We start from the raw sequence: 24088 nt of genomic DNA on the forward strand, positions 1-24088 counted from the left end.
AGAAAACTTAGACTTGGGAAAGATAATTATTATCTAAATCAATTCCCTAATTTTTTAAATGAAATTGCCCTGCCCGTTTTAAGGGCGTTTGTTATTCATTAGTTGTTACAATGTAAATTCAAACTGATTATTAGGGCTTACACCTTGATTTTTAAGGTTTTTATAGGTAGGCCGTACCTCTTATTGTCTTTGGTTTTCTTTGTCATGCCTGCGTAGGCAGGCATCCACTTTTGGCTATGTATATAATAAAACCAAGTTTAGTACAATGATTGGAATCGTTGGTCAGGACTATATTATGGTTTCTTACTTTTTCCCATTGCCGTAAAAAGTAAGCAAAAAGGTCTAGGCTTACGATAAAACCCAGATAAAATGCTACGGTATCCGCCCCCACGGATGAAAATGCCTCCCCCTCATCACTTCGGGATCAAACAGGATTTTCATTCTTATGCCACCCTGCTACCTTGATTTTTAAGGTTTTTATCGATAGGCCGAAAATATACTTTTTTAACGGGAAGAATTTGTAATCGATTTTGTTTGCTCGTTTGAAGCGTTGGGGTTTTAGGTGGATGCCTGCCTACGCAGGCATGACAGAGGAATGCAACATCTTACTTTTGGATGAGGGATGCTTCGCTTCACTGCGTTGCGCTCTGGAGGACAAGGGGTCTTGGAGTTAAAGGTTAAAAGTTGATGTGCGTTAATGGTTGTAGGTTTTTGCGTATATTTGATTGTGTTTGTGTGATAGCGCAAGGTATTGATAACATTTCCTAAGCGGTTGTATATATGTAAGCTGTTTGGGTATATTAAAACAATCGAATATGAGTTTCCTTAAAGCTGAATGGCGAAAACTTGCAATTGCTAATTATATTATTGAAAAGGATTTGCTTGCCGACTTCGTTCCCTTTGGCACCGAACTGGATTTATGGAATGGCAAGTGCTTTGTGAGTTTGGTTGGATTTATGTTTAAAAACACAAAGTTATTGGGGATTAAAGTTCCTTATCATGTGGATTTTGAAGAGGTGAACTTAAGGTTTTATGTTAAGCGGCTAGAAAATAATGCGTGGAAACGAGGTGTTGTTTTCATTAAAGAAATTGTGCCTAAAAGGGCATTAACTTTTGTCGCAAATACGGTTTATAACGAGAATTATGAAACTTTGCCAATGGCGCATAATTGGAGTGAAATAGGAAATTCAAAAAAGATTGAATACGGTTGGAAAAAGTCTAGTTTAGAACACACTTTTAAAGTAATAGCAAGTAAAGAAAGTTATGGGATAGTTCCAGAAAGCGAAACAGAATTCATTACGGAACATTACTGGGGATATGCTAAAGTGAATGATGTGAAGTCAAACGAATATGAGGTAATACACCCGAAATGGAGGGTTTACAAGGTAAAAGATTTTGAGATCGATGTCGATTTTGGGGCTGTTTATGGTAAACAATTTGAGATGCTTAATTCTATGTCCCCACATTCGGTTATGCTTGCCGAAGGTTCGGAAATAACTGTTGAGAATAAAAGAACAATAAGAACCGTAGCACAATATCACGTATAGTTTGTTATCGCTAGTTGTGTTGGTAAAATATATGTTTAAGCTGTATAAAACTAAGGTTTGTTTTCTGTCTATTTATATACCAACTTATTTTTCTATAAACTAGTGGGGTGTTAAATGTTTTTATGAAATGTCTATTAACAGAAAGTTGCAAATTCAACCGAAATCGAAGATTCACGAACTCCTATTTTCAAAAATAAAAACGCGTGAGTACATGATAATTGGGGCATCGCATCTAACCACTTAAATACAATAAATATTAACAGATGAAAAACTTGACATACATATTATTTGTTCTTCATGTCTTAAGTTCTTGTTCTCATTGGGGTGAAAGAAGAGAGTTGAAGCAATTTTATTCTCAAGATTTTACAAAATTTCAAGAGAGGGACGAATTGGTAGTTGTAGATTTGGATTCGATGGCAAACTTTTCAGAATTAAGAGAAAGCATGGGGCAAATGACTTGTGCGGGAAAAGTAGCAGGGTTGAGATTCGAATCAAATGACACACTATATCACGTTACTGGGTTTGCTGACTGTCCGACTTCAAGTGAAACTGGGTGCTACTTTAGACGGAATTTACTATTTGTTAGGAATGATTCTCTAATAATTGAATTTGGGAAAAACAAAGTAAAAAAGCCAATAGGTTATTTAAAAACTGAACTTGAAAATATAACAAGAAAAACTTATAACTTTCAATACAGGGAAAATAACGTTAAACCTGCTTTGATTCATTTCTATGCGGATGATAAATATCCAATTGCAACTACTAAAAAGGTTCTAAGAGAAATAGCATATCAGTTTTCTTTGTTAAACATAAAAGATAGCCCTGACTACTTTAAATATAATATCCTTTTTGAGGGCTTTGATATCACAAGTATTCCGCCACCGCCACCTGAGTTGAGTGCATTTGAGGACTGAAAAACTATTTAGAAATGGATTGTTAAGATGGATATTAAGATTAGTGAGATAAGTGCTCAGGAAACCCACAAGCTTAGACATGAGGTCATGTGGCCACATAAACCGCGAGCGTATGTTGTGTTGGGTAATGATGAGGAGGGAAAGCATTTTGGGCTATTTAAAGACTCAAATCTTATTTCTGTTGTGTCATTGTTTTTGGATGGCAAGGATGCCCAATTCAGAAAATTTGCAACTAAAACGTCGGAACAGGGCAATGGGTATGGAACACTTTTGCTTAATCATTTAATGACCGTTGTTTCTAATGATAAAAGAATTAAGAAATTATGGTGCAATGCCCGAGCTGATAAGATTGCATTTTATGAGAGATTTGGGATGATCCAAACAAATAAGCGGTTTGCTAAAGGTGGTGTTAAGTATATAATAATGGAAAGAACATTTTAATTTGGGTGTTTTAAATTGCAATTACTGAATGAAGCATAATAAAGAGATTGTGTTTTTTGCTTAGACTTGTATTTATTTGTAATTTGCTTTGTAAGGAATATTTTGGCGCAATAGTTGTGTCTTATGAAAAGAAATAAAAAAATAAAGATACTATGAGTAGTTTGGTTACGGTTAAAAGATCACACCTAGAGTCAGAGCTTTTGGCTCTTAAGGGGCGGTTGGAAGCAGAGGGAATTCAATGCTTTTTAAAGAATGAGTTTACAACGCAAGTAATGAATTACATGCCTACTTTTGAAGTCGAATTGCAAGTGTCCGATTCCGATCTGGAAAAAGTTAAGGAAGTAATGGGGGCATTGGAAACAGATTAGGGGTCTCTGCTACTGTTTTACAGGGAAAGTTAAAGTTCTCTGGTTTATATCCTGAAAGGATTACATTTTCGCGCTATTTTCTATAAAATAAAGAAGTTAAAGTTGTTAAATCTCAGACGACGCCCTATTTTTAGGGATCTGTTTTTATTAATAACTTCTAACCGTCAAATAATATGCGATCAAACGTATTAATTTATCTTTTTGTTATTGTATTTTTTATAAGTTGTAAACCATCAACACAAATTCAAACAGGGACAGCCGATATTATCCCGAATCCAGATCAGCTCGTAAAGGGGGAAGGGACTTTTGAGATTAATAAGCATACTACGGTGACCGTTGAGGATGAAGCTCAAGCGACTATTGCCAAACAGTTTTTTAAAAAATTCAAGACGGTTTCAGGGTGGGAGCCAGAAGTAGTGGTAGGCGACAAAGGGGATATTAAATTAATTACTGATGGTACTTTGCAGGAGGAAGCCTATACTTTGGAGGTCATGCCAAAAACCATAACCATTAAGGCTTCATCGGGTGCTGGTTTTTTCTATGCATTGCAGTCGTTAAAGCAACTGTTGCCAGTTTCGTTTTACGGCAATACATTACAACCAAATGTAGTTTGGGGCATTCCATCGGTACGCATCAAGGATCAGCCAGCCTTTGGGTGGCGAGGTTATATGTTGGATGTGTCCCGTCATTTTTTTGATAAAGAAAAAGTTAAAGAGGTACTTGATTTTATGGCTGAGTCTAAACTGAATCGTTTTCACTGGCACTTGGCCGATGACCAAGGGTGGCGGTTGGAGATTAAGAGTTATCCTAAGCTTACCGAGGTTGGAGCCTGGCGAGTAGATTACAATACTACCGACGAAAACATATCGTTCTGGTTTGGCAGGCCCAAACAAAAACCAGGAGAAAAAGCAACTTACGGCGGGTTTTATACGCAGGAAGATGTTAAGGAGATCATAGCTTATGCCAAAGAGCGTTTTATAGAGGTTATTCCCGAGATTGACATGCCGGGTCACGCACAGGCTACCATTGCTGCCTATCCTGAAATAGGCTGTGTTAATGCGGAGCCATTTGTAGCTACTGGAGGTGTCGTGAAAAATAACACCTATAATCCCGGGAAAGAGGAAACCTTTGTGTTTGCTCAAAAAATGCTAGATGAAGTTATGAACTTGTTTCCCTACAAATACGTTCATATAGGAGGTGATGAGTGTAATAAAGAACAATGGCGAAAGGATCCTGATGCTCAACGTCGCATGCGAGAGGAAGGGCTAAAAGATGAGCATGAGCTGCAAAGCTATTTTATAAAGCGCATTGAGAAAATTATAAATGCTAAAGGTAAGGTTATGATCGGTTGGGACGAGATCCTTGAAGGCGGATTGGCTCCTAATGCCACAGTCATGAGCTGGCGCGGAGAATCTGGAGGGATCCAGTCGGCAAAAATGGGACATGAGGTTATTATGACCCCAAACAAATACTGTTATATAGATCTTAAACAAGGGCAAGACGACTTGGAGCCTAATTTGGGGTATAGTCAATTGTTATTGTCTAAAGCGTATAGTTATAAGGTGGTGCCGGACGAACTCACTGAAGAGGAAGGAAAGCTTATTAAAGGCGTACAGGCCAATATGTGGACCGAATCCATTAGCGACTGGGGAAAGTTGACTTATATGACCTTTCCGCGATTGTATGCTGTGGCAGAAACCGGATGGACAGCTTATGAAAATAAGAATTGGGATGATTTTACCAGGCGTTTAACAACACAGTTTAAAAGACTGGACGTGCAAAAGGTGCGTTATGCAGTTAGTGCGTTTAGTCCTTGGATCGAGCATACTGCAAAGGACAAGGAGATAGCCATAAGCATGAAAACCGAAGTGAATGGTTTGGATATCCGCTATACATTGGATGGTTCCGAGCCTACTCTGGCTTCTAAGCTCTATGAAGGGCCTTTTAGTATTCATGAAACAAGGACAATAAACGCCAGAGCTTTTTTAAAAGATACGCCTGTGGGTTCCCGTTCCGAGTTAAGCTTTCCGGTGCATAAGGCTGTTGGTTTGCATGCTACAGTGACCGGGTTAGAGAAACTTACGGATCTTAATTATGCCAGACTTTCTAACAGCGATACTAATTGGGTAAGTTTTACCAACGGGTTGGATGCTACTTTAGAGTTCGGTAAGCCAACACAAGTAAAAGGGGTTAAGGTCAATGCGCTAAGGTGGACCATAAGTGGTGTTTATGGGCCGGAGACGATTGAAGTCTATGGCTCGGAGGATGGTAAAGCATTTATAAAATTGGGCGTGCAAGATCAAATGACCGAAAGCCATACACAAGGACGAAATAAACTACACTATACTATTGATTTTAATCCGGTTGAAGTAAGATTTCTTAAGATTAAAGGCAAGGAGGTTAATCCCATACCTGAAGGGCATCATGCAGCCGGACGTAGGGCGACCATTAAAATTGATGAAGTGCAGGTATATTGACTTCTATGTCCGCATACATTGACAAATAGTGGCAGAAATGCTATAATTTAAAACTCACTAAGGACTTTATTTTGTTTTTCTGATATAAACGATTAAGTTTGGTGATCTTATTTCCGAAAAGAATAGAGTTATTATCATCACTGAATACCAATCAAAACGATTAAAGTAACATGAAGAAGATCAAAATTCCGTTATTTGTTGTTTTCGGAGGTTTATTGCTTTTAAGCTTTCAGATCATCAACAACAAATTACATTTTTTACAATCGCCAGGAGCGGTTATTGAGGATTATGAAGAGCCTGATTATGAATTAGGTGCAGGTCATGTCGATTCCCTGATTCCTTATCCTGCCTTAAAGAAAGGGGAACGTACACCTTTCGACCTATGGCGTTATGGGGGTAAAGGCAAGAGTTCTTTCACCACGCCAGACTTACCTATGTCCTGGGACGAATGGGTAGCTTTCCATAAAAAACAAAAGCCAGAATTGATGGCTGATGTGAGAAAGTATATGAATTCGCGGTTCGACTTTAATGGTGAGGCTCACGAAGGTAAAGTCATGTCGGGAGGAAGAAAGCCTATTATGAAAGGCCCCATAACAAGATTGCCTAAAGGAATTGCTTCCTATGAAGCCTTGTCTAAATATTCTCCTGATGAGATTAGAAACAAGGATCTTTTTCCTTTCAAACCTCTCGCACATCCCTTACAAACAACAGCGCATATGCTTTTTCCAGATAGCTGGAATAAGGTACACCCAGAGCATGCAAGAATAGATGTAGACCACGATTTTCCAGATGAATACTTGCCAGAATTTCCACCGCCAATGTTTTTGTCCAATCATAAAGAATTGGGAGATGTTACTAAAGGAAGAGAAGTGACACTTGCCAATTACTATGAAATTTTTAATGGGTTATTAACGCCCGAACAAATGGAAGGCTTAAATGAACTATTAACGCCTACACCAACAACATGGTTTAACCATACCTCGCATAGAGTGACCTTAGAACCAAGTGTGGGGGTGTCGTGTTTTGCTTGTCACGTTAATGGACATACCAATGGTGCGATTGAGTTAGGGCCGGACAGCCGACCTAATTTAGCGCGTTTACGTATGGATACGCCAACCATGCGTGGTAATTTTAATGCAATGCAGTTAGGCTCCAAACGTTCTATTAGAAGTATGGATCACTTTGCAGAGGTAGAGGAATATTTTGATGGCGATCCGGGTATGCAACAACATATCGGGCAAAGAGGATTACAGAGAGCAATATCTAATCGTATGGGTGATTTTAATTCTATGCTCGATTTTCCACCTGCACCAAAGTTAGATGCTATGAGTAATCTAATTCCAAGTAAATCGACCAAGCAGGAATTAATGGGAGAACGTCTGTTTAAGGGGAAGGCCAAATGTGCGACCTGTCATTACGGACCTGCCTTTGTTGACGATTACTTACATGATTTGAAAGTAGAGCGTTTTTATAAGGGAAGACCAGAAGGCCCTATTAAAACATTTTCTTTACGTGGTATAAAGGATTCACCGCCGTATTTGCATGATGGTAGACTTCCAACACTGGATGACGCTGTAGAATTCTTTAATTTGATCTTGGAATTAAAATTAAGTAAAGAAGAAAAGGATGCCCTTACGGCATATATGATGTGTTTGTAAGAACCATGAAGAAACTAGATGTAAAGAGGTAGTCTATGTAGTCTTTATGTCACATTGAGCGCAGTCGAAATGTTTTTAAATCATTCGTTTAAATTATAGGTTTCGACTCCGTTCAACCTGACAACTAAGGAAAACTTTTTAGACTATCTCTTTAATTTTTTATAAAGATGGTAACATGTTTACGAGTTATTAAGCCCGGGCAGTTATCGATTTAAAGAATACATAACCAAAGCCTAGAAATAGCATTAAATGAAACGGGAACAGTCCAAAATCCCCTTCGTTACCAACAACAAAGGCGCTATACATGCCAAATCCAAAATAGAGCATTAAAAGGCCTTCAAAAATAACATTCGCCGACAGGTTTTTATTCAGGTATTTGTTTTGCTTCCAATTGTCTTTTATAGATTTGATGTTGAATTTTGGGGTGCGAATGAATTCACTTTTTTTGCCTAGGTGCCCTTCTAGAACGGCAATGGAATTGTGTAATGAAAAGCCCATAGCTATAGAGAAAAAAACAATGAACATTCCTATATAGTTTACAAAGTTCTTTACGCCGCCACCATATATCTTTTTATACATGATCCAATAGCAAACAAAGAAGATTAGGGTGCTTACCACAAAAAAGCTCATCACATAAAAATAAACTTTAAGATGTAGGTGCGTGTTTTTTATATACAACATGGGGATACTTAGTACGGCTACGATAAGTATGTTTAAAAACATGGTGCTATTTAATAAATGCAGGAGGCCATGTACTTTTGTTTTGGTTGGTATATGCTTGTTCTTTAAAATGCGCCAGAGCATTTTTCTAAAGTTTTCTGCGCCTCCTTTGTTCCATCTAAATTGCTGGGATCGGGCAGCACTTATAACTACCGGGAGCTCGGCGGGCGTTTCCACATCTTCTAGGTATTTAAATTTCCAGTTCTTGAGTTGGGCGCGATAGCTTAGATCCAGATCTTCGGTAAGGGTATCGCCTTCCCAGTTGCCAGCATCAATGATACAGGTTTTTCGCCATACACCAGCTGTTCCGTTAAAGTTAATAAAATGCCCTTTGCTGTTTCTGCCTACTTGCTCCAGAGTAAAATGTGCATCCAGGGCAAAGGCCTGGATTTTAGTAAGTAGGGAGTAGTCCCTGTTAAGGTGTCCCCAACGGGTTTGTACTACACCAATTTGCGGATCTTTAAAATAAGGGATGGTGCGCCTTAACCAATTTTCTTTAGGAAGGAAATCGGCATCGAAAATGGCAATAAATTCGCCTTTGGCCTTTTCTAGGCCTGCTTTAAGAGCACCTGCTTTAAACCCGATGCGATCTGTTCTGGTAACTTGTTTAATGTCCAGTCCGGTTTTTTGCAGGTTTTCAATATGCTTTCGTGTGGTTTCCAAGGTCTCGTCGGTAGAATCGTCCAACACCTGGATTTCTAGTTTATTTTTAGGATAGTCTATTTGGGCAATATTGTCCAACAGGCGTTCCATAACATACATTTCGTTATATACGGGTAATTGAATGGTAACATAAGGTGTTTCATCTGGATTGGACAGATCGTATAGCGGGGGAGTGTTTTTCTTTTTTTTAGAGGCTAAATAATTAAACAATAAGTTAAGTTGTGCCAAGGCATAAATAAAAATTAGCAAAAGTGCTATGGTGTAAATTACAATGGTAATGGTTTCCAGAATCATCTTTTAACACTGTATTTAAAGATCCAACCTAATATTTTAAAACCTGCAAGCACAGCACCTTTTACAGTTCCCGAAACTTTGGAAACACCTATGCGGTTTCTGTAATTGACCGGTATTTCGGTATATGTTAATTTTTGTCGCAAAACTTTGAGTTGCATTTCAATTGTCCACCCATAAGTTTTGTCTTCCATGTGTAATTGGAGTAGTTTTTTGTATTTGATAGCCCTAAAAGGCCCCAAATCTGTAAAGTTGGCGCCAAAAAATAGTTTCATTAGGGTTGTTGCTAGCCAGTTGCCAAAAATTTGAGGTAGGGTCATGGCGCCTTTTTCTCTTAAATGCTTTACACGTGCACCCACAACAAAGTCGGCATTGTTGTTGGTTATGGGAGCTACTATTTTGGTAAGTTCTTCGGGGTAATCGCTGTAGTCACCATCCAGAAAGACAACAATCTCTGGTTTTTCTTTTAGGGTAGCTATATATTCCATCCCTTTTAAACAGGCATAACCATAACCTTTACGGGTTTCGGTTAATACGGTCGCTCCCATTTTTTTTGCATTCGCTTCGGTATTGTCTGATGAGTTGTTATTTACTACAATAATTTCATCTACTATATCGGGGATATCGTTAATAACATGCGGGATGGAATCAGCTTCATTATAAGCTGGGATAATAACTTTTATGAGGGTCATTGTAGATTTAGTAAATTATTTTCTTTTCTAAAGGCTTTTAAATCTGTCCATTCTTTTATTTTTATGCCGTTTGCAAACTTATGTGCCATTATAAGTTTATTGTTTTTGTAATAAAAGCAAAAGCCTTCCTTTTTGTCGTTTTTAAATTGGCATTTACAGTCTGTTTTTCCTGTGTCTTTATAAAATATCCACCACTTTTCTTTTAGGCCTTCTGCGTAATGCCCTTCACTTGTTTTTGAGCCGTTTTGGGTGTAAAAGTACCAATATTTTACAGGTTTGTTAGAACGGAAGTGCCCTTCTTTTTTTAAATTTCCATTAGGATAATAAAATTTCCAATACCCCGTTTTTTGATCGTTCTCTATCCAGCCTTCTGCTTTTAAAGTTTTGTCTTCAAAGTAGGTTTTTAGGTAGCGTTTTTGTGCATGTGAGTGTAAGGCAATGCATAAGAATAGGCTGTATGTTAGGAGGGTCTGTTTCAATCTGGTTTTATTTCTTTAAAAGATCGATAAGGTCAACATTGTTGCCTAAAAGGATATCTGTAGGATTGATGCGTCCCTGCTCGGGGCCGTTTTCTAATTTTAATACCCCTCTGGGGCAAACGGCACTGCAGATACCGCAGCCCACACAGCTAGCCCTGATAATATTTTCGCCCTTTTGGGCATAAGCGCGTACATCGATACCCTGTTCGCAATAGGTTGAGCAATTACCACAAGAGATGCATTGTCCACCATTGGTTGTAATACGGAATCTGGATTTGAAGCGTTGTACTATACCCATATAGGCGGCTAGAGGACAGCCAAAGCGACACCAAACACGGTTGCCAAAAATAGGATAGAATCCAGTACCGATAACCCCTGCAAAGATAGCTCCTATTAAAAAGCCGTAAATGTCCTGAATGGTTTGTGTTTGTATACCAATAACTGCAGCAGTGCCTGAAAAGTAAGAGTATAGGGTAAAGCCAGTCATGACCAGTGCAAATACCAATACCCCGTAAACAAGATAACGTTCCAGTTGCCAAGCTTTAAGCGATTTGTCGGATAGTTGTCTGTAAGGGTCGCCCAGTGTTTCTGCCAGACCACCGCAGCCACATACCCAGGAACAGTACCAGCGTTTTCCAAAAAAGTATGTCATTATTGGTACAATGACCAAACTTAAAATAATGCCCCAGATTAAAATAAATAAACCAAGTCCGCCACTGGCAATCAAATCGTTTAAATTCCAACTAAAAAAGAAATCGTAGTCCAATGGGAAGGCGTTTTTAAAATCGTACCAGGGCTTTTCGAAGCGTACCAGTATTTCTGGGATTAAAAAGGCAAATACTATTTGAAAAAATAAAACGGATGTGGTGCGCAGTATTTGATAGTTGTTATGTCTGTACTTAATATACATTCTCACGGCCATAACAAGCATGACCACACAATATAAAAAGCCGTATAAAAACCATTGACTAGCGGGATGACCACTAAGGGCTTCACTTATAGGATCTACAATATAGGTCCAGTTTACTATGTAATCTGGTCTGAAGTAAAGAAGGATATAAAAGGCAACCAGAAAGATAAACACGCTCCAGCCAATCCATCCGCGATTGGTTGCGGGTTTATGATAAATGCCGTCATTTTTAATACCTGGGGCTCCCAAAGTTATAAGTTGGGGGATTATAAACAATAGTGCTCCAATAATACCGAGGCCAAAGGTAAGCCACCAGAACAGCCATTTATGTTCTTTAACCATGCTTATTCCGGCTTCTTTAGCAATGGTATAGGTAAGACTATGGGGCTTATCCCATATTACTTTATCCCATTGGTTGTTTTGTTTATGCGATGCATTAGCGGTTTTTATAGCTGTGGTAATGGCATTGGAAAACTTAAAAGGCGAAGTATATGTTTTATCTAGTACGTTATTTTTGATGTTGTTAATAAATAACTCACTTTTAATACCTTTATTGGTAACGACAGTATTAAATAATTCGGTCGACACTTTGTATTCTCCTAAGAAGATAAGCGCAATAAATAGGGTTAATCCGGTTAGAAAAATGCCTAGTCCTATATTTTGAATTACTTTCACTCGTTTAGGTTTTAATTGGTTATTAGATTATATATTGAAAATACGTTGCCAGTTTTTCTTTTTTAATTGGATATTGGTTTGGTTTTCTTTGTTAAAAGTTGCAACAATTTCTTTTTCATGGAGTTTGTAAAATTCGGGGTCAAAATTAGCGTCTGCCAGATGTTCTATGACATAATCGATTGATTTCTTTTTAGTTAAAACGCTTTCAAAAAAGTTGTGGCGCATTCTTATTCCTAATGTGTTAATGCCTATAAATTGCCGTGTATCTTTATCGAAATTGATATGGATGCATTTTTTGCCATCGCTGTGTTCCCAATAAAAACGGCTTTCGTTTTGTTTGGGATGCGCCCAAACCCATCCGTATGTTTGGTATTCGATGTTAAAAAACTTAGCGGAGTTAAACCAATGGCTTGGTTTGTAGGGTGTTTTTTTGTCACAAATGGTTTGTGCTACGGTTTCACCCATCATACGTCCGGTATACCAAACAGCCTCAATTGGTTTTCTTTCTTTTATAGGGACTTGTTGTTCGGCACAATCGCCTATGGCATAGATGTCTTGGATATTGGTTTCTAAAAATCGGTTTACAATAACGCCTCTGTTTATTTGAATCCCGGTGTCCTTTAAAAAATCAATATTTGGAGATACGCCTGCTGTAAGGCCCACAAGGTTGCATTGTATTTCTTCGCCTGTTTCGGCAATTACAACGGATGCTACATTACCATTTTTATCGGATTTAATTTCTTTTAAATTGACACCTAAACGCAGATCGATATTATGTTCTTTAATTTCCCGGTTTATCATATTGCTTTCTCCTTCTGGTAATACACTATTCCAAAAGCTGGATTCCCGAACTAAAAAAGTAACAGGAATGTGTCTGGAATGGAGCATTTCGGCCAGTTCTATACCTATTAATCCGCCACCAACAATAACTGCACGTTTACAAACCTTGTTATTGGGGGCGTACTTTTCCAAGTTGTCGAGATCTTGTTTATGGTATAGCCCCATAACGCCATTTAGATCCTGACCAGGCCATCCAAATTTGTTAGGTTTACTGCCGGTAGCTATAATAAGCTTATCGAAGTTAAAGGTGTTCCCATCTGAAAGGAGTAGTGTTTTAGAGGAGGTTTCAATAGTTTTTACACGTCCTTTTTTTAAGCTGATGTCGTTTTTTTTCCAAAACCAGTTTTCGTAAGGTTGTGTGTGTTCAAATGTCATATGCCCCATGTAAACATACATAAGCGCTGTACGTGAGAAGAAATAATCCGTTTCGTCAGATATAATGGTGATTTTCTTGTTAGAACGTTTCCTTATATGTCTAGCGGCAGTGACACCTGAAATACCATTTCCAATAATTACAATGTGCTCCATACTTTTGGCAGTTACGTTGTACTAGGTCGAAGTTAATGATAAAAACTTAACTTGATGTGGTTAATTTAGAACAACTATAAATTGGAATAAGGGTGTAAGGTTGTGCAAGTTATTTAGACATTGAAATTTATACTAAAAGTGTAAGTTAGCTTACATTTAATTAGGTTTAGGCGTCTTTATTTTGTAAAAAAATGAATAGTAATTATGGAAAAACAACTAATGTTTATACTTGTATTTTTGACGGCATTTTTTGGGATGTCCCAGAATGGGGATGCTTTTTTTACTGAAGCTGATGCCTTTTTTAAAGCTAATGTGGTAAACGGAAAAGTTGCTTATGCAGCTATAAAGGATAATAGTGGGCAATTAAATAGGCTATTGCGCTTGGCAGAGACCTTTACGGTTTCTGATAAAGATGAAAGCATCTGTAAAGCGTTTTGGGTCAATGCTTATAATATATCTGTTATAAAAGGTATTGTAGATAACTACCCGATAAAATCGCCTTTGGATAAGGCAGGATTCTTTGATAGGGATACTTATAAGCTGGCAGGTGAAGCGCTTACTTTAAATGCTGTAGAGCATGAAAATCTAATAGCAGTATATAAGGATGCGCGTTTTCATTTTGTGTTGGTATGTGGTGCTTTGGGATGCCCTCCGTTAATTAGTGAAGCTTATATGCCTGCTACGGTGGATGCTCAAATGGATCTACAGACCAAAAAGGCATTGAATGGTTCATTTTTAAAAGTTAATAGCAAAAGGAAACGTGTAGAGGTGTCTCAAATAATGGCATGGTATAAAAAAGATTTCACAGCTAATGGGGCTACCGAAATAGATTTTATTAATAGGTATAGAACGGAAGGGATACCTAATAATTATAAGCTAACTTATTTTACCTATAATTGGAATTTAAACGAACAATAACTCTAAATAATTAATAATGAAAAAGAAATTAATACTACTTGTTTTAATTGGTGTTGTACAGATGGGTATGTCGCAAGAAAACAATGAAGGCAACCAAAAAAGTAACATACAAACTTATACACCTTCCAAGTTGTTAAGTAAAGGACAGTGGGATATAAAATGGTTTAATAACTTGTATACGGAAACTAAAGGTGTTAACAATGGTGTTAAAAGTGACAAGGACAGGGAGAGCTATTTTACGTCTTCTTTTGATGTGTTTACAGGAGTTTCGCAATCTAAAACACTCAATGTAGGGCTCTTGTTTGATGTCAGGTCTAATGTGGTTGGAGACCGAAAGGCGCTTGATGTTTTTAAGTTTGACAGCGATACCATGACGGCACGATCGGGATTGACATCGGTGGCTCCGGCTGTTAAATTTAATCCGCTAAAAGGGGTAAGTAATTTTACGGTTCAAACGGCTTTTCATATTCCCTTGCTAGCTAATGAAAGTGAAAATGGCGTGTACTTGGATCAAACAGCTTATACGTTTCAGAATAGATTTTTTTATGACTATACGTTTGCCAGTGGTGATTGGCAGTTGTTTACGGAGTTGAATACGGAATATAATTTTGGGGACGATGCGAGTTTTGCAAATAATACCGTTGTATTGGTGCCTGGAATATTTGTTAGTTATTTTCCTTCTAATGTTTTTACGTTATTGGGCTTTGTCCAGCATCAACAACGCTTTGGTGATTTTACACAAGATTACACGGCTTTAGGTTTTGGGGGGAAATACCAGTTAACACGGGTTTTAAATTTGGAAGTGTTGTATAGTAATTTTATAAGGGGAGCCAACACGGGATTGGGCCAGTCATTTAATTTAGGCTTACGCGCGTTGTTTTAAAGATTAATAGTAAATTAGGAGTTTAAAAGAGATGTTATGAATGCTTTTAAGCTCTTGATTGTATTTTTATTGTTGTCCTTTCAGTCGTGCAAGGGACAAACCGAAAAGATTAAAGGCATTAGCTTTGTAGCTTCGCGAGAGTCTATAACCCATACTCATACCAATCCGCTTGTTGCCATTAATGCTAATTATGCAGCTATAATGCCCTTCGGATTTATACGTGACTTATCGCATCCAGAAATTTTGTTTAATACAAATCGACAGTGGTTTGGGGAAACAGAGGCGGGTGTTAAGCAATACAGTAAGGTTTTGTCGGATCAAAAAATAAAGGTCATGTTAAAGCCTCAAATTTGGGTTTGGCATGGTTTGTTTACTGGGAATATAGCAATGAAGGGTGAGGAGCATTGGAAACAATTGGAAGATTCCTATTCCAAATTCATTTTGAGTTATGCCGAACTTGCTAAGCAGATAAACGCAGATATTTTTTGTATAGGTACCGAACTGGAACAGTTTATAATGAACCGACCAGACTATTGGAAACATTTAATAGTAGAAATAAAGAAGCGCTATGATGGTAAGTTGACCTATGCAGCCAACTGGGATGAATTTAAGCGTGTGCCTTTTTGGGATGCTATGGATTATATAGGTGTTGATGCGTACTTTCCCGTAAGTGATAGTAGAACGCCATCATTGGAGGCTTGTTTGGAGGGGTGGAAACAGCATAAAAGTGAAATAAGTAACCTCTCGAGAAAATATGGGAAACTTGTGTTGTTCACGGAATTTGGTTATAGGAGTGTTGACTATGCCGCTAAAGAACCCTGGAATAGTGATAGGGGTATGACCCAGGTGAACCTTGTTGGACAACGCAATGCGACGCAAGCTTTGTTTGAAGCATTTTGGGAAGAAGATTGGTTTGCAGGTGGCTTTGTTTGGAAGTGGCACCATAATCACGAAACGGCAGGGGGAGACAATAACACGCAATTTACGCCTCAAAACAAACCGGTTGAAGCCTTAATAAAATCCTACTTTTCCAAGTCATGAGAATTGCACTGATCTTGCTTTTTACAGGTCTGTTTTTTGGGAGTGTGAGAGCCCAGAACAATATAATTTCTGAACTCCAGATTCGGGGTAATGGAAAATTAAAGACTGGATTTATAAGGAACATATCGGATACTAAGGCGGGAGTGGTTTTGGACTCGACGGTTATTGAAAAGGATATAAGGCGTCTCAAATTTTTACCAGCTGTTTCGCATGCTTACTTCGAGGTCTTTAAAGAAACGGATACGACTTATAAGGTTGTGTATCACATTATAGAGCATTTTACCCTTATTCCGTCGTTAAATGTATATACGACGAACGATGATGAATTTGCCTATCGTATCGGGCTGCACGAATTTAATTTGTTAGGTAGAAACATTGGTTTTGGCGGTTTTTACCAGAAAGACATTTACGGTTCGTTTGCTGTAAACTTAAGGGCACCTTATTTGTTCTCAAAATCGTTGGGGCTCACTGTTAATTATCAGGATCTAACAACCTTGGAACCCGTTTTTTTTGATGGCACAACAGCCGATTACAAATACAATAACGAATCCCTGGAAGTGTTGGGGCTCTACACCATTAATTTAAAGAATAGAATAGAAGGTGGAATCAATTACTTTATGGAGGATTACAAGTATGTGTCGGGCGCTACCAGCAGTCAGGTGCCTCAGACCTTAAACGTTCATAAATGGTTGTTGAAAATGATCTATGACTATAATGGGCTGGATTATTTCTATTACAGTATTTCTGGAGTCAGAAACTTGCTTACCTTTCAGTATGTAACATCAACGAATGATATGCTTCCTGATTTTTTTATTGCCTGGAATGATCTTTTTTATTTTAAACGTTTGGGTAAGCATGGTAATTGGGGTAACAGGTTACGTGTGGGCTTATCCAGTAATGATAAAACGCCTTTTGCGCCGTTTTCGGTGGATAATAATGTGAACATTAGGGGGGTAGGCAATACGATCGATAGGGGAACAGGCTCTATTGTGTTCAATACGGAATACAGGCATACCTTGTACGAAAAAGGTTGGTTTGTCCTTCAGGGAAATGCGTTTATAGACTCGGGAACCTGGCGTAACCCGGGAGGAAAGCTCAGCGATTTTACCGATTCGGATAACATAAAGGTGTATTCAGGCTTCGGGCTTCGCTTTATTCATAAAAAAATATACAACGCTATTTTTAGAATCGATTACGGACATGGACTGACTGAAGACGCTACCAACGGGTTGGTGTTTGGTATTGGGCAGTATTTTTAGGAGTAATAAAAAGAATATCCATCATTAATAATAGTTTTGTGTTCTTTCAGAACGTGGCGTAGTGGAGTGAAGAATCTTTCAGTTATTGAAGAGATTCCTCCAAAGACTGTGTTGAGTTTTATAGGAATGGTACGTTTACGCAGGTTGATTTATATTGAGGTGCGGCCAAAGGAATATGATTTCTTACTTTTTTCCATTGCCGAACCCTTCGTCTGGGCTCAGGATGGGTAACAAAAAGGTCTAGGCTTACGATAAAAACCTAAAAAATGCTACGGTATCCCCCTCCACGGATAAAAATACCTCCTCCTCATTGCTTCGGGGTCAAACAAGATTTTCATCCTCATCCCGCCCTGCTACCTTGATTTTTAAGGTTTTTATAGGTAGGCCGCTTGTTTGAGGTTCTTCGCTTCACTTCGCTACGCTCTGGAGGACAAGGGGTCTTGGAGTTAAAGGTTAAAAGCGAAAAGTTAAAAGTTGATGCGCGTTATTGGTTGTTGGGATGTTAAGGGTGGTATCGTAGCCTCTTACTTTTTTCCATTGCCGAAAAAAGTAACAAAAAGGTCTAGGCTTACGATAAAAATCTAATAAAATACTACGGTATCCCCACCCACGGATGAAAATACCTCCTCCTCATTGCTTCGGGGTCAAACAAGATTTTTGACGCAACGTTTCGAATAAAGAAGCATCTATAGAAAAAGTGAACTTATGAAATTGAAAATTTTTATTGGAATAGTATTTATGACTTTTGCTTGTGATAACAATCATGATAGCGTTCAGTCTGAAATTAATGGAGAATATGTTGGAACTTTTGAACGTGATGGAAATACTTCTAATGTTACATTAGATTTTAACAATGGAATTTACTCTGGCGAGAGCGAAGTTGTAAAATTTCCTGCAATTTGTAATGGAAATTATTCTATTTCAAACAACTCAATTCAGTTTCAAAATGAGTGTATTTGGACAGCCGAATTTGATTGGACTCTGATTTTAAGTGATGAATGGCGTTATGGTTTAAGTGGAAACACTCTGATTCTGTCCAAGACTAATGGAGGTAAGTATACGCTAACAAAACAATAAAAATGCACTACAACCATTAAATGTTGCACGAGCCCATAATTTTATTAAAATATGATATAAAAACGCCTTTGTAAGGGCGTTTGTTTTGTTGTTAGCTTTACGTATTTAAGTTTTTTGAGAAAGGTGACAATGTTAAATAATGATTTGAAAAGCAGATTAAGTGTTTGTAGGTTTTTACATGTGTTTTATTGTGTATATTGGCGTGTTTTTGTGGGGTAGATTTAACAGTGGGTTTATTAAGTAGTTATGGTTTATTTATGAAGCGAATAACGACAATATTAATATTTTTAATGAGCATCAATGTTGCCAATGCACAATTTGATGAAAATCATGCCATTTATTCCACCGGTGAATTGAATTTAGGCAATTATATTGGATTTGATCTAAACTTTAATTATATCCATAAGGAAAAATATGCTTTCAAAATTGGATATACAGGAAATATTAGAAAACCCAAATCACAACCAGAGGATTTTTCTTCTGGTTTGATTGGAGTATTGCTTTTAGGGTTAGCAAATCCTTATGACCAATTTGAAAGTTATCAATTGGGTTTAGGAAGGGTATACAATCTCAATACAAGTGGAACTATAAGGATAAACGTATCAATAGGCTTAGGATATACAACAATAAGAGAGCCAGAAAATTGGGAATTGATTGATAAAGCTTTTTTGACGGAAAATTATACCTGGAATTATAGGAAGCACAATACTGTAAGTCTAATAATAAATCCTAAAATTGAGTTTCCATTTACAAGGTTTTATGGGTTTACTATCTCACCTATGGTACAAATAAATAAAGATAGAACATATTTTGGAATTGGATTTGGACAAATGATGGGATTACTTAGAAAAAGAAAAACCAATCAGTTGTAGGTTTTTGCGTATATTTGGTTGTGTTTATACACCTATTTTAGGAGAGTAAATACAATATTGCGTTTATATTTAGTTGTAGAACATTTAAGAAAACAATGGTGACAAACCAATTTCTAACATTTGTGTTTCGGAAAAAGCCGATAGAAGATAAATATGACGAAATATCAAAACAGCTCGAAATTAAACACACTGAATGGGAAAAATATTGGGAAAACTACGATATGGAATTGAATGATGCATCTGAACCTGAATTTGATGATGTGATTTCTATTAAATGGTGGAAAAGAATTGATATTAACATCCTGAAAACATTAAAAACAACATTACTGATTTTGATTTTCACTGTTGTTGGCTGTGGTTACGAACAAAAATTGAATGGAAATTATTCAACTTGTCTTAACGGACTCTATGCTGAATTGTATATTGAAAATGATTCAATGCAATCAGCAACTAGTTTGAGTTGGATTTCGAATAAAAGAAAGTTTAAAATAAAAAATGACACTCTTTATCATTTATATTTTGGAGAGTTTTCAGATTCTGTAAAAGCAAAAATAAATTACATTGATATAGATGAATTCGAACTTTATTATCCAAAAGATAGTGTAACTCATACATTTAAAAGAATAAAAAAAGAAATTGACAAAAAAGCAACATACGATGAGTTTTGGAATGGATTTTATAAGCGAAGAATAAACGTTGACTGTTTTACTGAATCTGAAAAGTATACTAAACTCAAAAACTATTTTGGTGAGGAAAATATTCTAATAGACTATGGAGGTAAATTATTTAATGAAGTGCAAATTACTCATATTCCAACCGGAACAGTAAAGTTCGGAACCAAACATAAAACACAACTGAAAAACGCAATTTTTGCTTTAGAAAAATTAAAGTTAGAAATTAAACCTTCTGATTTAAAATAAAAAACGTTGTGTAATGGTTACACCCGTGTATAGCACATTGCAATTTGCTATTTTCGTTTTATAGATGAAAATACCTCCCCCTCATTGCTTCGGGGTCAAACAAGATTTTCATCCTTATGCCAACCCTGCTACCTTGATTTTTAAGGTTTTTATAGATAGACCGCTTGTTTGAGATTCTCCGTTTCACTGCGTTGCGCTCTGGAGGACAAGGGATCTTGGAGTTAAAGGTTAAAAGCGAAAAGTTAAAAGTTGATGCACGTTATTGGTTGTAGGTTGTTGGGATGTTAAGGGTGGTATCTTAGCCTCTTACTTTTTCCCATTGCCGAACCCTTCGTCTGGGCTCAGGATGGGTAACAAAAAGGTCTAGGCTTACGATAAAAATCTAAAAAATGCTACGGTATCCCCACCCACAGATGAAAATATCTCCCCTCATAGCTTTGGGGGCAAACAAGATTTTCATCCTTATGCCAACTCTGCTACCTTGATTTTTAAGATTTGTATCGGTAGGCCACTATACTTGGTAAGTTATTATAAATACAGAACAAAAAGTACTATATTTGAGAGAAAACACTTAAACTTATTTATGCTCGCTTACTAGTTACCACTTATTTGAGGAAAAATGAAAATAGGGATAATATAAACAATCTGTATTTTAGTTTCAATAGACATTCTAGTTCAGGAAACTGAAATGAATTCACAAGATTTGAAACATGCGGAACAATTACAAGAATAATGCAATGAAGAAAATTTTATTCTTTTTCGTTTTGGTATTGATCGTTAGTTGTGCTGAAAGAAAGAGTATGGCAGCAGAAAAAGTAGCAGCATATTACAAAGGTTTTAAAAAAGGAGATTATAAGCTGATAAGCGCAGTTATATCTGATACGCTTACAATTATCGAAGGCGATTACACTATGGTATTCACGCCCGAAACCTTCTACAGGCAATTTAAATGGGATTCTGTGTTTAAGCCTGTTTATAAATTAGTTTCATTGGAAAATAGGGATGAACATATTGTTGCGACGGTCTCGGTAAAATCTTTAAAATTTGAATTTTTGAAAAATAATCCATTGACTTGTATACATAAATTTAGTTTTAAATCGGGGAAAATAGTTAAGATAAAGAACCAGGAATGTATTGATGCGAATTGGGAAATATGGCAGAAGAAAAGGGATTCTCTAGTAGCCTGGATTAAGTTAAATCATCCAGAACTGGATGGGTTTGTTCATGATTTAAGTACTAAAGGTGCTATAGATTATTTAACCGCAATTGAATTGTATAAAAAGCAACAAGGTAATCGCGTGGAATAAATAACTGTGACTCATAAAAGCAACCATTGCATAAGACCTTAATACTATAGAAACAAAGTGGTAATGCACTTGGAGAATATTTTACTATTATTGTTAGCTATAAAGCGTAATCATTTTAATATGAAGTTAATAATTAGAATTGGTTTTATAGTGGTATTAATTTTTAACTGTGTATTGACCAATGCGCAAACAAAAATAATTGCACATCGTGGTTTTTCCGGCATTGCTCCAGAAAACACACTTGTTGCTTTTAAAAAGGCCATTGAATGTAAGGCCGATTACTTTGAGTTGGATGTTCATAAAACCAAGAACGATTCAATTGTTGTTATCCACGATTCGACTGTTGATAGAACGTGTTCCAATGGAGCAAAAGGTGAAATTGCTCAAATGAATTATAGTGAACTGGCGTATATTAATGTTGGGTATCCTAAGAAATTTGGTTATAAATATGAACATGAAAAGATTCCAACCTTAAGGGAAGCTCTTGCATTGGCCAAGGGGAAAATTAAGGTGTGTATTGAGATTAAGGATTATGGGATAGAGCAAAAGGTAATTGATGTTGTAAATGATCTTGGGATGAAAGATGAAGTAATATTATTTTCTTTTTATTACCCTGTATTGGCCAAGATAAGGCAGCTGGACAAGGATATTCCTATACTTTTTCTGATAAATAAAGCGGATAAAATGACCATAGATTATGCAAAGATTATTGACTCGAATGCTATTGGAGTTGGTTATGAAACCACTGTTACTGAAGCGTATCTCAATTTTGCTCATATGCACGGGATAGAGGTGTGGAAGTGGACAGTTAATGAAAAGGATGAGATGAAACAGTTAATTGATTTGGGATTGGATGGGTTAATCACTGATTTTCCGGATAAAGCATTAAAAAAAATGAAGCGGCACAAAAAATAGCACAGTTATAATAAATAAGTGTTTTTAAGTGATTGCAACCTATTAGAAACGAATTGTATAATTAAATTTTGGTTTTTAATATTGGAAGAAAAAGAATTAAAAATAGGTTATGTCAAAGAACGTTTGTTTCTTGATAATTTTAGGAAAGTAATGGGATAATGTTTAAATAAATGAGAATACTTCTAACAGGTGCTACAGGGTATATAGGTAAGCGGATGCTCCCTTTGTTGGTGAATAAGGGCTACCATGTGGTATGTTGTGTTAGGGATAGTTCTAGATTTAATCCGCCGCAGTCGTTACGCAAAAGTATTACGGTTATTGAGGTGGATATGTTAGATGCGCCTTCCTTGACGAAGATTCCAGACGATATTGATGTTGCTTATTACTTGATTCATTCCATGGCGTCGTCAAACGACTATAGGTCATTAGAACATGTGTCGGCTGTAAATTTTCGCGAAAGGTTATCGCAAACAGCGGTTAAACAGGTTATTTATTTGAGTGGTATTGTTAACGAATCGAATTTATCCAAGCATTTGCTGTCCAGGAAAACTGTTGAAGAGGAACTTGAAAAGGGAGCTTATAGTTTGACTTGCCTGAGGGCAGGGATTATTATTGGTTCTGGAAGTGCATCTTTTGAAATTATGAGGGATCTGGTAGAAAAGCTACCGGTTATGATCGCTCCTAAATGGTTGCAGACCAGGTGCCAACCCATAGGGATTGCCGATGTGCAGCGGTTTTTAATTGCTGTTATTCAGGATAAAAGAACCTATGGTCAAAACTTTGATATTGGTTGTAATGACGTGCTTTCGTATAAGGACATGCTGCTCGAACTGGCTGCAATTAGGCATTTAAAGCGTAGCATATATATTGTGCCAGTCATGACCCCAAGGTTGTCGTCTTATTGGCTTTATTTTGTAACATCAACATCGTATAAACTGGCCAGATCGCTCGTAGATAGTATGAAAGTAGAGGTGGTATGCCGAAATGCTACAATTAATAAAATACTTAATATAAATCCGATATCGTATCGCCAGGCTCTTCTTAATGCGTTCGATAAAATTGAGAATAATGAGATTGCCTCCAGCTGGAAAGACTCCTATTCCAGTAGTGGTTTGCAAATAAATATCTCCGAATTTATTAAGGTGCCCACTTTTGGTTGTTTTAAGGATCAAAGAAAAAGAACTTTTAATGATCGTGAATCGACTATTGAAAAAATATGGGCTTTGGGAGGCGAAACGGGTTGGTATTACGGAAATGCACTTTGGCGGTTTAGAGGGTTTTTAGATAAATTGTTTGGAGGTGTAGGGCTGAGGAGAGGGCGTACTAACCAACATGCAATTTCGGTAGGGGATGCGCTGGATTTTTGGCGGGTTATTTATGCCGATAAACAAGAGGGTAGGCTATTGCTATTTGCGGAAATGAAATTGCCTGGTGAAGCATGGCTTGAATTTAAGATAGTGCATAACGAATTAATTCAGACAGCGACCTTTAGGCCGTTAGGGTTGGCTGGAAGATTGTATTGGTATGCCGTGTATCCGTTCCATGGTTTGATATTTAGAGGGCTGATTAATAAACTAAGCACCTTAATTTAATCAAAAAGAATTCTTCAGCGCTCAGCGTCGGGGTTTCCGTTGAAATTGTCATTCGTTTTAACGGGAATCTAAATACAGAATTTCCGTTTTTGGCCTCGTGA

Annotated in this window: 21 protein-coding genes; 16 read left to right on the plus strand and 5 right to left on the minus strand. The window is 37.1% G+C overall.

All coding sequences use genetic code 11. The features are described 5' to 3' along the window. Window positions 1–815 precede the first annotated feature (815 nt). The 6 genes from ABD792_RS14375 to ABD792_RS14400 all read left to right on the plus strand — a co-directional run bounded on the left by ABD792_RS14375 (window position 816) and on the right by ABD792_RS14400 (window position 7405). Window positions 816–1547 carry a YqjF family protein gene (locus ABD792_RS14375; protein ID WP_345006964.1) on the plus strand — a complete coding sequence of 244 codons (732 nt, stop codon included), beginning with the start codon at window positions 816–818 and terminating at the stop codon, window positions 1545–1547. A gap of 263 nt (window positions 1548–1810) precedes the next feature. Further along, on the plus strand, window positions 1811–2461 hold the full coding sequence (locus ABD792_RS14380; protein WP_345006965.1) for a hypothetical protein: 651 nt from the start codon (window positions 1811–1813) through the stop codon (window positions 2459–2461). A gap of 27 nt (window positions 2462–2488) precedes the next feature. Then, window positions 2489–2902, plus strand: coding sequence for a GNAT family N-acetyltransferase (locus ABD792_RS14385; protein ID WP_345006967.1), 414 nt, complete (start codon window positions 2489–2491; stop codon window positions 2900–2902). A gap of 152 nt (window positions 2903–3054) precedes the next feature. After that, window positions 3055–3270 carry a putative signal transducing protein gene (locus tag ABD792_RS14390; RefSeq protein ID WP_345006969.1) on the plus strand — a complete coding sequence of 72 codons (216 nt, stop codon included), beginning with the start codon at window positions 3055–3057 and terminating at the stop codon, window positions 3268–3270. 173 nt (window positions 3271–3443) lie between these two features. Next, on the plus strand, window positions 3444–5747 hold the full coding sequence (locus ABD792_RS14395) for a beta-N-acetylhexosaminidase (protein WP_345006970.1): 2304 nt from the start codon (window positions 3444–3446) through the stop codon (window positions 5745–5747). Window positions 5748–5917: 170 nt separating this feature from the next. Beyond that, complete coding sequence (locus ABD792_RS14400) at window positions 5918–7405, plus strand: cytochrome C (RefSeq protein ID WP_345006971.1); 1488 nt, start codon at window positions 5918–5920, stop codon at window positions 7403–7405. Between the two features lie 189 nt (window positions 7406–7594). Here the strand turns inward: ABD792_RS14400 and ABD792_RS14405 are convergent, their stop codons facing one another. The 5 genes from ABD792_RS14405 to ABD792_RS14425 are packed head-to-tail and all read right to left on the minus strand — an operon-like array spanning window position 7595 to window position 13203. Then, entirely contained in the window at window positions 7595–9082 is a 1488-nt protein-coding gene (locus ABD792_RS14405) for a cellulose synthase family protein (protein ID WP_345006972.1), read from the minus strand. Beyond that, the gene (locus ABD792_RS14410) at window positions 9079–9771 is read right to left on the minus strand and encodes a glycosyltransferase family 2 protein (RefSeq protein ID WP_345006973.1); all 693 of its coding nucleotides are present in this window, start codon (window positions 9769–9771) and stop codon (window positions 9079–9081) included. Before ABD792_RS14410 ends, ABD792_RS14405 begins: the two co-directional genes overlap by 4 nt. After that, window positions 9768–10250, minus strand: coding sequence for a toxin-antitoxin system YwqK family antitoxin (locus ABD792_RS14415; RefSeq protein ID WP_345006975.1), 483 nt, complete (start codon window positions 10248–10250; stop codon window positions 9768–9770). The genes ABD792_RS14410 and ABD792_RS14415 overlap by 4 nt, the downstream gene beginning before the upstream one ends. 7 nt (window positions 10251–10257) lie before the next feature. Beyond that, window positions 10258–11835 (minus strand): 4Fe-4S binding protein, encoded by a 1578-nt coding sequence (locus ABD792_RS14420; RefSeq protein ID WP_345006976.1) that lies wholly within the window; start codon window positions 11833–11835, stop codon window positions 10258–10260. Window positions 11836–11862: 27 nt separating this feature from the next. Further along, a complete protein-coding gene (locus ABD792_RS14425) occupies window positions 11863–13203 on the minus strand; it encodes an NAD(P)/FAD-dependent oxidoreductase (protein WP_345006977.1) in 1341 nt (446 codons plus the stop codon). Window positions 13204–13407: 204 nt separating this feature from the next. On the opposite strand from ABD792_RS14425, the gene ABD792_RS14430 reads away from it, so the two are divergent. The 10 genes from ABD792_RS14430 (at window position 13408) to ABD792_RS14475 (ending at window position 23987) form a co-directional block, all read left to right on the plus strand. After that, window positions 13408–14121 (plus strand): DUF547 domain-containing protein, encoded by a 714-nt coding sequence (locus tag ABD792_RS14430; RefSeq protein WP_345006978.1) that lies wholly within the window; start codon window positions 13408–13410, stop codon window positions 14119–14121. 16 nt (window positions 14122–14137) lie between these two features. Beyond that, entirely contained in the window at window positions 14138–15004 is an 867-nt protein-coding gene (locus ABD792_RS14435; protein WP_345006979.1) for a hypothetical protein, read from the plus strand. Between the two features lie 36 nt (window positions 15005–15040). Then, window positions 15041–16045 carry a glycoside hydrolase family 113 gene (locus tag ABD792_RS14440; protein ID WP_345006980.1) on the plus strand — a complete coding sequence of 335 codons (1005 nt, stop codon included), beginning with the start codon at window positions 15041–15043 and terminating at the stop codon, window positions 16043–16045. Continuing rightward, window positions 16042–17304 (plus strand): BamA/TamA family outer membrane protein, encoded by a 1263-nt coding sequence (locus ABD792_RS14445; protein WP_345006981.1) that lies wholly within the window; start codon window positions 16042–16044, stop codon window positions 17302–17304. Before ABD792_RS14440 ends, ABD792_RS14445 begins: the two co-directional genes overlap by 4 nt. Window positions 17305–18042: 738 nt before the next feature. Next, a complete protein-coding gene (locus tag ABD792_RS14450) occupies window positions 18043–18381 on the plus strand; it encodes a hypothetical protein (protein WP_345006982.1) in 339 nt (112 codons plus the stop codon). 227 nt (window positions 18382–18608) lie between these two features. Then, entirely contained in the window at window positions 18609–19253 is a 645-nt protein-coding gene (locus ABD792_RS14455; RefSeq protein ID WP_345006983.1) for a hypothetical protein, read from the plus strand. Between the two features lie 95 nt (window positions 19254–19348). Continuing rightward, a complete protein-coding gene (locus tag ABD792_RS14460) occupies window positions 19349–20173 on the plus strand; it encodes a peptide chain release factor family protein (RefSeq protein ID WP_345006984.1) in 825 nt (274 codons plus the stop codon). A 737-nt stretch (window positions 20174–20910) separates the two neighbouring features. Beyond that, the gene (locus ABD792_RS14465; RefSeq protein ID WP_345006985.1) at window positions 20911–21480 is read left to right on the plus strand and encodes a hypothetical protein; all 570 of its coding nucleotides are present in this window, start codon (window positions 20911–20913) and stop codon (window positions 21478–21480) included. Window positions 21481–21600: 120 nt separating this feature from the next. Then, entirely contained in the window at window positions 21601–22395 is a 795-nt protein-coding gene (locus ABD792_RS14470; protein ID WP_345006986.1) for a glycerophosphodiester phosphodiesterase, read from the plus strand. Window positions 22396–22565: 170 nt separating this feature from the next. After that, window positions 22566–23987, plus strand: coding sequence for an SDR family oxidoreductase (locus tag ABD792_RS14475; RefSeq protein ID WP_345006987.1), 1422 nt, complete (start codon window positions 22566–22568; stop codon window positions 23985–23987). Window positions 23988–24088 lie beyond the last annotated feature (101 nt).

Source organism: Snuella lapsa (genome assembly GCF_039539345.1).
Classification (GTDB): Bacteria; Bacteroidota; Bacteroidia; order Flavobacteriales; family Flavobacteriaceae; genus Snuella; species Snuella lapsa.

Bases quoted from the DNA above. Each gene is read 5' to 3' on its own strand.
- ABD792_RS14375 (WP_345006964.1), top strand. From the start codon at position 816: ATGAGTTTCCTTAAAGCTGAATGGCGAAAACTTGCAATTGCTAATTAT.
- ABD792_RS14380 (WP_345006965.1), top strand. From the start codon at position 1,811: ATGAAAAACTTGACATACATATTATTTGTTCTTCATGTCTTAAGTTCT.
- ABD792_RS14385 (WP_345006967.1), top strand. From the start codon at position 2,489: ATGGATATTAAGATTAGTGAGATAAGTGCTCAGGAAACCCACAAGCTT.
- ABD792_RS14390 (WP_345006969.1), top strand. From the start codon at position 3,055: ATGAGTAGTTTGGTTACGGTTAAAAGATCACACCTAGAGTCAGAGCTT.
- ABD792_RS14395 (WP_345006970.1), top strand. From the start codon at position 3,444: ATGCGATCAAACGTATTAATTTATCTTTTTGTTATTGTATTTTTTATA.
- ABD792_RS14400 (WP_345006971.1), top strand. From the start codon at position 5,918: ATGAAGAAGATCAAAATTCCGTTATTTGTTGTTTTCGGAGGTTTATTG.
- ABD792_RS14405 (WP_345006972.1), bottom strand. From the start codon at position 9,082: ATGATTCTGGAAACCATTACCATTGTAATTTACACCATAGCACTTTTG.
- ABD792_RS14410 (WP_345006973.1), bottom strand. From the start codon at position 9,771: ATGACCCTCATAAAAGTTATTATCCCAGCTTATAATGAAGCTGATTCC.
- ABD792_RS14425 (WP_345006977.1), bottom strand. From the start codon at position 13,203: ATGGAGCACATTGTAATTATTGGAAATGGTATTTCAGGTGTCACTGCC.
- ABD792_RS14430 (WP_345006978.1), top strand. From the start codon at position 13,408: ATGGAAAAACAACTAATGTTTATACTTGTATTTTTGACGGCATTTTTT.
- ABD792_RS14435 (WP_345006979.1), top strand. From the start codon at position 14,138: ATGAAAAAGAAATTAATACTACTTGTTTTAATTGGTGTTGTACAGATG.
- ABD792_RS14440 (WP_345006980.1), top strand. From the start codon at position 15,041: ATGAATGCTTTTAAGCTCTTGATTGTATTTTTATTGTTGTCCTTTCAG.
- ABD792_RS14445 (WP_345006981.1), top strand. From the start codon at position 16,042: ATGAGAATTGCACTGATCTTGCTTTTTACAGGTCTGTTTTTTGGGAGT.
- ABD792_RS14450 (WP_345006982.1), top strand. From the start codon at position 18,043: ATGACTTTTGCTTGTGATAACAATCATGATAGCGTTCAGTCTGAAATT.
- ABD792_RS14460 (WP_345006984.1), top strand. From the start codon at position 19,349: ATGGTGACAAACCAATTTCTAACATTTGTGTTTCGGAAAAAGCCGATA.
- ABD792_RS14465 (WP_345006985.1), top strand. From the start codon at position 20,911: ATGAAGAAAATTTTATTCTTTTTCGTTTTGGTATTGATCGTTAGTTGT.
- ABD792_RS14470 (WP_345006986.1), top strand. From the start codon at position 21,601: ATGAAGTTAATAATTAGAATTGGTTTTATAGTGGTATTAATTTTTAAC.
- ABD792_RS14475 (WP_345006987.1), top strand. From the start codon at position 22,566: ATGAGAATACTTCTAACAGGTGCTACAGGGTATATAGGTAAGCGGATG.